The following is a 10,176-nucleotide window of genomic DNA, read 5'->3' as shown; positions in this document are numbered from 1 at the left end:
CGGCAAGAAGATGGTCATGCGCCAAGAGCGGCGGGAAGAGGTCCCCAGCCTGCTAGAGGCCATCCGGCCGACGCTGCGCATCGAGCGCGACTACTACGATCTCGTCGGTGCTCGGCTCTACGCCGAACTGCTTGGCATGTAGCGTTACCGGGTTCGCAATGAGTACTGCCTGGTCGGACAGATCAACGGCTACCTGGTCGGAATCGTCACCGGGCGGATGATGAACCAGGACACCGGCATCAGCCTGCACACCCTGGCTATCGACCGCGCCCTGCGCGCCGGCTCGCACCTCTTCGCTTCGATGAGGGAGCACCAAATCGAATAGCTGGGGAAGAGAGAGGTCTTGATCGTCGCCGAAAGCCCGATCGGCTTCTGGTGCTGGATGATCAAATACGGTCTGATCAAGACTGTTCACGTCCAGCATGAACTGAGTGGGTCATGGTCCTGCATGCTGACGCGCGATCTATACTTTGGCTCGAAGGCTCGATTGGTCGCCGGCACCCGACCAGTGCCGAAAGACCCGTTGGAGATCGCTGAGCGTGAGATCCTGGTGGCCGACGAATCAACGACCAATGAGAAGATCTCCGGCGTGAAGACGAGGTGAGGGGGTGCTCGACGTAGCCATCATCAGCGCCGAGATGATCCCGTTCGGCCGGCGCGACGAAGACAGCCTGATGGACAAGCTGGCCCACGCCGGGAAGAAGGCCTCCCTTCCGAAGACGCGCATCGGGGACTGCTTTGTTGAGAACCATGTCACGCAGCTGAACACGCTCTCGGCGGCCAGCTACGGCTAGTGGATTTGCCTGGGACTTGCTGGAACTGATGGGTGTCGTAGAATTCCCAGGGGTGTGGGCGTCGCCCGCACCCCTGGCCGTTCTTCGGAACGGCGCCTCGCGGTCAGCCGGCGACCGGCTGGACGCCATCCCGAATCGGGCCCGGATCGCATCGCCCACCGCGGACGGCGCCACCGGCGAGGGGTGGTCGTCGCCGCCCAGGAAGGTTCCACTGGGGATTCGCATGAGCTCGGACCAACTCCCTGATCCAGTCCCAAGCGTGGTGGCGGAGGCCGCGGAACGCCAAGCCCTGCCCCAGGATTCGAGTTCGACCCCGCAGCGCATCCGCCGCAGCTTCTCGCTGACGTTCATCTCCTTGCGGCACCCGAACTACCGCTTGTGGTTCGGGGGTCAGTTGGTCTCGCTCTTCGGAACCTGGATGCAAACGACGGCTCAGGGGTTCTTGGTCTACGAGCTTACCCGCTCCCCCGCCTACCTCGGTTATGTCGGTTTCGCAGCGGGTGTGCCCGTCTGGCTGTTCACGCTCTACGCCGGCGTGATCGCCGACCGGGTGTCGCGCCGGAACCTGATGATCCTCACGCAGACGGCGATGATGGTGCTGGCCTTCACCCTCGGGGCTCTGACATTCTCCGGCGCAGTTCAGCCGTGGCACATCATTGTCATGGCGTTCCTGCTTGGGACGGCCAACGCCTTTGACGCCCCTGCCCGACAATCGTTCACCATCGAGATGGTCGGGCGCGAGGATCTGACGAACGCCATTGCCTTGAACGCCACGATGTTCAACGCCGCAACCGTCGTTGGCCCCGCGGTAAGCGGCATCGTGTATGCCCTTGCCGGAGCAGCGTGGTGTTTCATGATCAACGGCGCGACCTTCCTGGCCGTGATTGCGGCACTTCTCCTCATGAAGCTGCCTCGAAAACCACCTTCGCCCAATCAGGAGTCGGCGATGAGCGGCATGCGCCAGGGGCTCGGCTACGTCGCCCGCACGGTGAGCGTCCGCCGACTGATCGCTATCGTGGGTGGTTTCAGCCTGATCGGGATCGGGACTGTGACCCTGATGCCCGCCTGGTCGGTTGAAGTCCTAGGCGGGACCGCCGCCACCAACGGCTTGCTGCTCTCAGCCCGCGGAGTCGGAGCCGTCGTCGCCGGCCTGATGATTGCCTCGCTCGGGCGCTATCGACTGAAGGGGAAGCTCCTGACAATCGGCGGCTTCGCCATGGGGGCGCTGTTATTGGCCTTCTCCGCCGCCAGGTCCCTGCCGATCTCCCTCGTGACCCTGGCAGGCGTGGGCTGGGGATTCATGATGATCGTCAACACTGTCAACGCCCTGGTGCAGGCCGAGGTGCCCGATGCATTGCGTGGTCGGGTGATGGGGGTCTACACGCTGGTCTTCTTCGGAGTCATTCCCGTGGGCTCGCTCCTGATCGGCATCGCGGCCACCTATCTGGGCGAACCCATTGCAGTAGCCCTCTCCGCCGCCCTCGTGTTGGTGTTTGCTGCGTTCCTCTGGCTGCGCTGGCCGGCGCTTCGGCGCATGCCGTAAGGCACGGGGTGGGGCAGACCGATGTCCCGGCCTGGTTGTCTGCTCGGTGGAACCGGGCGGTGGTCCGTCAACCCCTCAGGGCGCCACACACCCCCTCACCGCTTTGACCTGGGGCTGATCGCTTCAGTCAAGTGACTGGGAAGGGGAAGACAGGCGACCCCTCCTTCCGGAAGGGAAGTAGACCAGGAAGAGGAAGGTGAGCACCAGTACCTGTTGGTACACCCCGGCTCCAAACACTATAAGGACCGATAGAAAAGCGCTCAGAATGATGAAGATATGCAGCCGGGCAACGGTCCCATAGACCGAGCTCATATTGTCGACGGGATTGCCGCGCAGGATGATCTTCCATCGGGCGATCAGCGTCGCCAGGATGACCGGGAAGTAGGCCTGGGTAAGGTATCGCAAGATGTCCCCGGCCTCGGCGTTGATGAAACCGTCTGGGCCGAATAGCTCTTCTGGCTCGATCGGCAAGAAGACCGACATCACCGCTCCCTGGACCCCGTGAAAGAACGTGAAATGAAAGAGCGTGAACAACCCCAAGGCAATGGCCCCCAGCCCCAACAGCAGGGCGGTCCAGCCTGAGGGCGCGCCACCGTGTGCTCCCTGCAGCAGTCCCTGGAACCTACCCGTTCCGAAGGGGTTCTCTCCCTCAGGCAAGGCAACCGCACCCGAGGCGTGCAGCACCATGCGCAAGGCAGCGGCAGCGACAACCATCCATCCCGTCAGCAGGCTTGAGATCCAAAGTCCCCAGGCGAGGTCCGGAGCTTGCCAGTTCAGCACGAGCGCGGCGACGGCGGAGATCCCGAACGCCAGCGCCTCCCCCCAGTGCTCGTAGAGCGACCTCCAGCCCGCCAGACGACCCTCCCGGTGCGCCATTGGATTCAGCGGCATTGTCCTATGGACTCCGGCGTCCGGCAAGGCCACCTCGCACCGGGCTCAGGCGCACGATGCGTTCAGATCAAGGATGGCCAGCGATTGCCCGACGCTTGATCCCCAGGTGCGTGCGCTGGGTCGTCCCCTCGCCATCGGTTCAAGTGCCGGACCTTCCCCAGGACAGGGGTTTGCCGGCTCAGGCACAACTGCGTCAGGGGACTTGGTGGAGCGAGGTGGCCTCGAGGGCGTGCCAGCAAGCCACGGAGCAGCTCGCGTCGACGAGCGCCAAAGTTGGTTCCGCCTCCCGACATTCGGCCGATGCCTCAGGGCAGCGGGGATGGAAGCGGCAGCCGGAGGGCAGGGAGACCGGATTGGGGGTCTCGCCATGCAGGATCGTGCGCTGACGGCGCAGCCTGGGATTGGGCACCGGGATCACCGACAGCAACGCCTGGGTATAGGGATGCATCGGCGCGGCCAGCACTTGCCGCGTCGGACCGAGCTCGACGATCCGCCCTAAGTACATCACGGCAATCCGGTCGGTGAAGTAGGCCGCCGTCCCTAGGTCATGCGTGATGCACAAGATCGAGATGCCGCGTTCTTTGCGTAGCAAGTCGAGCAGGTTGAGGATCTCGGCCCGGATCGATACATCCAGCATGCTCACCGGCTCATCGGCGATGAGCAGACTGGGCTTGAGCACGAGAGCGCTGGCGATCACCACGCGCTGCCGCTGCCCACCGGACAGCTCGTGGGGTCGACGGTCGAGAAACGCTTCCGGGGGATTGAGGCCGGCATCCGTCAGCGAGTGACAGACGGCCTTCATCATCTCGGCGCGCGTACCGGCCAGTCCGTGCACCTGCAGCGGCTCGGCCACGGTCTCGAGGACGGTCGTCCGAGGATTGAGCGATTCGTAGGGATCCTGGAACACCATCTGCATCTGGCGCCGCATTCGCTTGACGGTCAAGTCCGGCGACACCGAAGGCTCCCGTCGGTGCTCCTGGCCGTCGACCACGGCCATCGAGGGGGTTATCGCGCGTCTCCGCCGCTCCCCGAGATGGGTGACATCCTGTCCGTTGAAGCGAATCGTGCCGCCATCGGACTTCTCCAAGCCCATCAGGGTGAGGGCTGTCGTCGTCTTGCCGCAGCCGCTCTCCCCCACCATCGCCAGGATCTCGCCGCGTCCCAGCTGGAACGATATACCGTCAACGGCATGCACCCACTGCTGGGGCTGGCGCCGGAGGGCACCCAAGATCCCGCGTGATACCGGGAAGACCTTGGTCAGGTTCTCGACCTCCAGGATGAGGTCGGGCTGGAGCCTCGAGGCTGATTGCCCGGGATCAGCCGGCGTCATGCGACCTCGCCCTGGTCAAGGTGGCAGGAGATCCAATGCCCCACTTCCAGCAAGCGCGGCGAGGGCTGTTCGACGAAGCAACGCTCGAAGGCCGACGGGCAGCGCGCCCCAAACCGGCACCCGGGGGGCAAGTCATTGAGCCGAGGCGGATAGCCCGGGATCGAAACCAGTCGTCCTTCCGGTCGACTGAGGTCGGGAAACGCCGCCAGCAGTCTCCGGGTGTACGGATGCCGCGGGCTGTTGAAGATCGCATCGACGTCACAATACTCCGCCAGGACCCCGCCATACATCACCAGCACGCGATGGCAGACTTCGGCGACGATGCTCAGATCGTGGGTGACGAAGATGATGGACAGCCCGAGGTCCGATTGCAGTCCCTCCAGCAGCTCGAGGATCTGGGCCTGGATCATCACATCCAGGGCGGTGGTGGGCTCGTCGGCGATGACCATTTGCGGGCCGCAGGCGAGAGCCATGGCGATCATCGCCCGCTGGCGCATACCGCCGGAACATTGATGGGGAAAGAGGGTCTCCCGGCCGCCCGGGATGCCCACCATTTCCAGCAGCTCGATCACCCGCGGGCGTGCCGCATCCAGGTTCGGCGCCATCCCGTGCAGCACCAAGCATTCGCCAATCTGGTGGCCGATTGTCCGCACAGGATTGAAGGCATTCATTGCGCCCTGGAACACCATCGAAATCTGGCGCCAGCGGACCTGACGCATCTGGGCTTCGTCCAGGTCCAGCAGGTCCTGGCCAGCGAGACGGATCTCACCGGAAACGATCCTCCCCGCCGCCGGGAGAAGGCGCAGCAGGCTGAGCATGGCTGTGGTCTTGCCACAGCCGCTCTCGCCGACCAATCCCAACGACTCCCCGGTGCGCAGCTCGAAGCTGAGGTTCTCGACGGCCTTGAACGTTCCCTCATCGGTTTCGAAGTTGGTCGAGAGCCGCCGAACTTCGAGCAGCGGGGGTTCAGGAGACAGCATGATCATCCGTCACCAGGGGTTCGGCCAGCCCACGCCGCGGGATCATCTTGCCTTCTCCCTGCAGATGATGGGTCTTCAATCGCGGATTGAAGACCTCCTCCAGAGCGTTGCCCACCAGGGTGCAGGCCAGGACCACCCATACGATGCCTAACCCAGGCGCCACAATCGCCCACCAGGCCCCGGCGCTGATCGCCCCCCGCGTGAAGGCGTAGTTGATCATCCCTCCCCAGCTGAGCGTCGTTGGATCGCCCAGCCCCAGGAAGCTCAGGGTCGACTCATCGAGGATCGAGAGAGAGATGACCAGGACGGTGTTGGTCACCATCAGCGGCAGGACCAGCGGGAAGATGTGTCGCCGCAGGATGTAGAAGTTGCCGGCGCCGATGGCGCGCGCCCGCGTGACGAACTGGCGTTCCTTCACGCTCAGGGATTGGGCGCGCACGATGCGCGCTGTTCCCGTCCACCCCAAGAACCCGATGACCAGGATGATGTTCCACAGGCTCGGGCCGAGGATCGCCACGATCACAATCATCAGCGGCAGGTCGGGGATCACCAGGAAGATGTCGGTCAGTCGCATCAGGAAGTTGCCGATGCGGCCTCCAAGAAAGCCGGCGGTCAGCCCGATCGTTCCGCCGATGATCATCGAAATCGCCGCCGCCGTGAAGCCCACCACCAGCGAGACCCTGGAGCCGTAGACGAAGGAGCTGAAGACATCTTTGCCTCCGTCGTCGGTTCCCATGATGTGCTCGGGACTGGGCTCGGCGTAGATGTCCTCGATCGAGACCCGGGTGGTCTCGTTGGGGTCGTAGGGCGCGATCCACGGAGCAAAGACGGCCATGCCGATCACAGCCGCAAGCAGCGCCACCCCAACCAGGCCCATCCGGTTCTGAGCCAGCAGCTCCCAGCCGGCTATCAGGCTCTGGCCCCAGCGTCGCAGATGATGCTTCACCCTGTTCGCTCCGTCGCGGCGCGGGAAAGCCTCTGCGCCCGGCTCGAAGTGGGTGACCGTCGTTCACGCAGAGGCATCCTGCTGGGCTTCTGGGCAACCTGGCCAGGGCCTTCTGCGACGACCTTCCGGTGGGCGCAACTGGCCCTGGCGGGATTCGGATGTCTGCTGGCTGCGCGGGCCACCGTCATGGTGCCTTCACCCGTGGGTCCAGGTAGCCATACACCAGGTCCGCCGCCAGGTTGGCGAGAACCACGCTGACCGCGATCAGCAGAAACGCGCCCTGGAGCACCGGATAATCCTGCCGGCGAACCGCATCGTAGATCATGCTCCCGATGCCGGGCCAAGAGAACACGGTCTCCACCTGGATGGCGCCCGCCACGGTGAATCCCAAGTTGAGGGCGATCAGGGTCACGATGGGCAGCATGGCGTTCTGCATAGCGTGGTGGCGCAGGATCTGCGTGTGGCTCATGCCTTTGGCCTTGGCCGTCAGGATGTAGTCCTCGGAGAGGATCTCCAACACGGAACTGCGCATGATCAGCATGTACTCACCGAGCAGGACAATCGTGAAGGTCAGCGTGGGCAGGATCAAGTGCCTGGCGACGTCCACGGCCTGCTCCCACCAGGAGGCGTAGTCGACTCCAACCGTCTGCTTGCCAGCGGTCGGAAGTCCGAAGACGGCGCTGCCGATGATCAGCAGCAGGATGCCCAGCCAGAAGGTCGGGAGGGACCACGCCGCCAGCGAGAAGGTGATGGCGCCGGCGTCGAAGGCCGTCTTGTTCTTCCACGCCGCCAGCAAGCCGAGGCCGACGCCAAGGACGATCGCCAGGATCTGGCCGCTCAGGACCAGCAGTACGGTGTTGAACAGCCGCTCGCCCAACAGCACCGCCACCGGCCGGTTGAAGTTGAACGAGGTCCCCAAGTCTCCCTGGGCCAGGCGTCCGATGTAGGCGAAGAACTGCGAGTCGAATGGATTGCCTCCCCCCAAGTCGAGGAAGATCGCCTTGTCCAGCCCGAAGCGCTCTGCCAGCGCCGCCCGGGTTTCCGGCGTGAGCCGAGGGTCCTTGGCGATCGAGGACGTTGGATCCCCTGGGAGAATGCGGAACAGGAAGAAGTTGAGGACCAGCACGAAGCCGATCGTCAGGAGGGACCAGCCTAGCTTCTTGAGCAGATAGTCGCGGCGTTGCATCGCGCCTCGTACCAGCAGGGGCGGCCTGAGGCCGCCCCTGCACCATCGCCTGGAGCCGTGCTAGTTGACGGGCTCGACGACCCGCAGAGAGAGCGGGTCTTGCAGGTAGAGGATCTGATTGCTGCCCTCGGCGGGGAGCGGCCATCCAGTGAAGCGATCGTTGCGGAATGCCTGCACCTCGGCCTGGTAGTAGGGGATGATGTAGGGCAGGTCTTCCAGCATCAAGCGCTGCATCTCGTGCACCATCGACAGGCGAGTGGGCTCATCCATTTCCACGGCCTGGGCGGCGAACAGGCGGTCGTACTCGGGGTTGGTGTAGGCCGTTTCCGACATGCCCGTCGGTATCTCCTCCGAGTTCAGAATGCTCATGATGAACGTCGGGTCGGGGTCGCTGGTCCAGCCCCACATGAGCATGTCGAAATCGAAGGTCGGGCAGCAGTTGGCGGTTACGGTGTCCGGCTCGAGGATCTGCGGCGTCATCCTGATCCCGATATCTCCCCACCACGTGCTGAGCAGTTCAGCCTCGCGCGGGCCGCTGGTGATGTCCGACGGAATCTGCATCACGATGTCAAGCTGGCGGCCGCCGCAATCCATGCCGGCCGGGCACTCGCGGATACCATCCCCATCGCTATCGAGGTAGCCGGCCTCGTCGAGCATCTTGTTGGCCAGCGGGATGTCGAAGGCGTAGTCCTGCAGGTCACTGGCGTAAAACTTCCCCAGCGCCGCCGGCACGAGCCCCAGCCCCGGCGTCGCCAGGCCAAGCTCGGCAACGTCCACGATCTGCTGCTTATCGACGGCATGGGCCATGGCCTGGCGGACCACTTGATCGCGCAGGGCAGGATGCCCCGAGCACACGCCTCCGTCGTCGACGGGGCAGATCTCGGGTGAGCTCAAATTGAAGATGTAGTCCCGCAACCCACGGCTGGTTCCGGTACCCACGGTGATGTCGGGGTCCCCTCGAAGGGAGCCCACCACGGTGGGAGGGATCTCGGTGATCATATCTAGTTCGCCGGCGCGCAACGCCTGGACGAGGGCGTCCTCGTTGGCGTAGGCCTGGAAGATGACCTCATCGATAGCAGGGCGGCCGTTGTAGTAGTCGGGGTTGGCGCTCAGGCGGTAGTGCTCGCCCTGCTGGAATTCCTTCAGGCGGAAGGGACCGGATCCCACCATCTCGGCGTTCTCAAACGCGACTGCCGCATCCAGGTCGCCAGCGAAGGGCTCCCAGATGTGCTTGGGCAGGATGTAGGTGTACATCACCTGGCTTTCGAAGTTGGGCACCGGCGTATCCAGCGTGATCGCTACGGTGTGCTCGTCGGTTGCCTGGACATCGGCCATGTGCTTGGTGTAGCCGCTCATGTAGCCGAAATCGGCCCATTCCTTGTACGCCAGCAGGGTGAAGGCGACATCCTCGGCCGTGACCGGTGTGCCGTCCGACCACACGGCCTCCGGCTCAAGCACGAAGGTCCAGGCCAGACCATCGTCGGAGACAGACCAGCTCTGGGCCAGGTCGGGATAGTAGTTGCCGGCGAAATCCATCTTCACCAGCGAGCTGTAGACCAGTTCGACCAGGTCGGTCGCCTCGGTCAACCAGGCGTTGCCGGGATTCTGAGAATCCGGGAAACCGGGCAGGCCGACGCGCAAGACGACAGGGGCCTCCTCTTCGCCGGTGCCGGCTGGGGCGGAGGTCGGCACGGCTCGGCCCCCACACGCAGAAACTGAGAGGGCGATGACAAGCATGACCGGGAAATGCTGTACCCATTGTCTGGCTCTCATTGCAGTTCTCCTTTCGCTGTCGAAAGTGGAACGGGGCAGGCGGGGCGATGCGCTGCAGGTAGCCATCGGCACCGCGGCCTGTGGACGGCCGATTCTCCCAGGCGCCCCGACGCGACTGGGCGCAGGGATCGGCCTTCCTCAGGAGGCAGGCAGTCGGCCATGACCCTGCGGCAAGGCTGTCCGGCCGTTCAGCGGGGACATCGAAGAGGTCTCCTGGCGCCGGGGGGCGCCTGTCTGATCGTGCTGGGTCCCAGGAGTCTAGGGCGAGTCCCTATGTAGCATCATCGCCTGCCGTTGTCAACTGCTGGTCAAGGGGATTGCGTCTCGGCGCGCGTGCGCGACGACGGGCGAGGCGCCGCTCATGCTGTTGCCTGACCTCGCCAATGCTCTCCAGCTTCTCGGCGATGGCTGCCTGCAGCCACAGGCGCCCCTTCTCAGCCGTGGCCAGGCTGGCATCGCCGTAGATGCCGCTGCGAGTATCGTCCGACCAGGGCGGGTTGGCGATCAGTCGCCCGCCCTCGATCCAGTCCATGTAGTAGTTGGGGGTGGCGATAAAGTCGGTCTCGGTCGTCGCCCGGCTCATGTCGACTAGGTCGGGACGCAGGTTAAGCATGTAGCTTGTCTCTAGCTCACACCCGTGCCCCATCCCGCCGCGCCCGCTCTGGCGATACTGGTCGAGGGCCGGGCCCGTGGTGTGCAGGAATTCCGTGGCCGTGAAGACGGCAGGCCAGCG

The 10,176-nt window shown here is 64.3% G+C and carries 10 protein-coding genes; 3 read left to right on the top strand and 7 right to left on the bottom strand.

The window, feature by feature from the left end:
• The first annotated feature begins 343 nt into the window (after window positions 1-343).
• From MUO23_11720 to MUO23_11710, 3 genes are all read left to right on the top strand, one after another.
• A complete protein-coding gene (locus tag MUO23_11720) occupies window positions 344-604 on the top strand; it encodes a hypothetical protein (protein ID MCJ7513624.1) in 261 nt (86 codons plus the stop codon).
• 4 nt (window positions 605-608) lie between these two features.
• Window positions 609-794 carry a hypothetical protein gene (locus MUO23_11715; protein ID MCJ7513623.1) on the top strand — a complete coding sequence of 62 codons (186 nt, stop codon included), beginning with the start codon at window positions 609-611 and terminating at the stop codon, window positions 792-794.
• A gap of 223 nt (window positions 795-1,017) precedes the next feature.
• Window positions 1,018-2,337, top strand: coding sequence for an MFS transporter (locus tag MUO23_11710; protein ID MCJ7513622.1), 1,320 nt, complete (start codon window positions 1,018-1,020; stop codon window positions 2,335-2,337).
• Between the two features lie 123 nt (window positions 2,338-2,460).
• Here the strand turns inward: MUO23_11710 and MUO23_11705 are convergent, their stop codons facing one another.
• The 7 genes from MUO23_11705 to MUO23_11675 form a co-directional block, all read right to left on the bottom strand.
• Window positions 2,461-3,228 carry a DUF6498-containing protein gene (locus MUO23_11705; GenBank protein MCJ7513621.1) on the bottom strand — a complete coding sequence of 256 codons (768 nt, stop codon included), beginning with the start codon at window positions 3,226-3,228 and terminating at the stop codon, window positions 2,461-2,463.
• Window positions 3,229-3,421: 193 nt separating this feature from the next.
• Window positions 3,422-4,558, bottom strand: a complete 1,137-nt coding sequence (locus tag MUO23_11700; GenBank protein MCJ7513620.1) for an ABC transporter ATP-binding protein — start codon at window positions 4,556-4,558, stop codon at window positions 3,422-3,424.
• A complete protein-coding gene (locus MUO23_11695; protein ID MCJ7513619.1) occupies window positions 4,555-5,538 on the bottom strand; it encodes an ABC transporter ATP-binding protein in 984 nt (327 codons plus the stop codon). Before MUO23_11695 ends, MUO23_11700 begins: the two co-directional genes overlap by 4 nt.
• Window positions 5,525-6,484, bottom strand: a complete 960-nt coding sequence (locus MUO23_11690; GenBank protein MCJ7513618.1) for an ABC transporter permease — start codon at window positions 6,482-6,484, stop codon at window positions 5,525-5,527. Before MUO23_11690 ends, MUO23_11695 begins: the two co-directional genes overlap by 14 nt.
• Before the next feature lie 184 nt (window positions 6,485-6,668).
• Window positions 6,669-7,670: an ABC transporter permease gene (locus MUO23_11685; protein MCJ7513617.1), complete on the bottom strand. Its 1,002-nt coding sequence runs from the start codon at window positions 7,668-7,670 to the stop codon at window positions 6,669-6,671.
• Window positions 7,671-7,730: 60 nt separating this feature from the next.
• Entirely contained in the window at window positions 7,731-9,443 is a 1,713-nt protein-coding gene (locus MUO23_11680; GenBank protein ID MCJ7513616.1) for an ABC transporter substrate-binding protein, read from the bottom strand.
• Between the two features lie 271 nt (window positions 9,444-9,714).
• The coding region (locus tag MUO23_11675) for a creatininase family protein (GenBank protein MCJ7513615.1) at window positions 9,715-10,176 on the bottom strand (462 nt) is incomplete at its 5' end.

This window comes from Anaerolineales bacterium, from assembly GCA_022866145.1.
GTDB lineage: Bacteria > Chloroflexota > Anaerolineae > Anaerolineales > E44-bin32 > PFL42.
Note: the sequence above shows the minus strand (reverse complement) of the source record. Positions and strands in the feature narration are given on the sequence as shown.

What these genes read in the sequence shown, in the direction of transcription:
- MUO23_11680 (MCJ7513616.1), bottom strand. Translation starts at nt 9,443, where the DNA reads ATGAGAGCCAGACAATGGGTACAGCATTTCCCGGTCATGCTTGTCATC.
- MUO23_11705 (MCJ7513621.1), bottom strand. Translation starts at nt 3,228, where the DNA reads ATGCCGCTGAATCCAATGGCGCACCGGGAGGGTCGTCTGGCGGGCTGG.
- MUO23_11685 (MCJ7513617.1), bottom strand. Translation starts at nt 7,670, where the DNA reads ATGCAACGCCGCGACTATCTGCTCAAGAAGCTAGGCTGGTCCCTCCTG.
- MUO23_11710 (MCJ7513622.1), top strand. Translation starts at nt 1,018, where the DNA reads ATGAGCTCGGACCAACTCCCTGATCCAGTCCCAAGCGTGGTGGCGGAG.
- MUO23_11695 (MCJ7513619.1), bottom strand. Translation starts at nt 5,538, where the DNA reads ATGCTGTCTCCTGAACCCCCGCTGCTCGAAGTTCGGCGGCTCTCGACC.
- MUO23_11700 (MCJ7513620.1), bottom strand. Translation starts at nt 4,558, where the DNA reads ATGACGCCGGCTGATCCCGGGCAATCAGCCTCGAGGCTCCAGCCCGAC.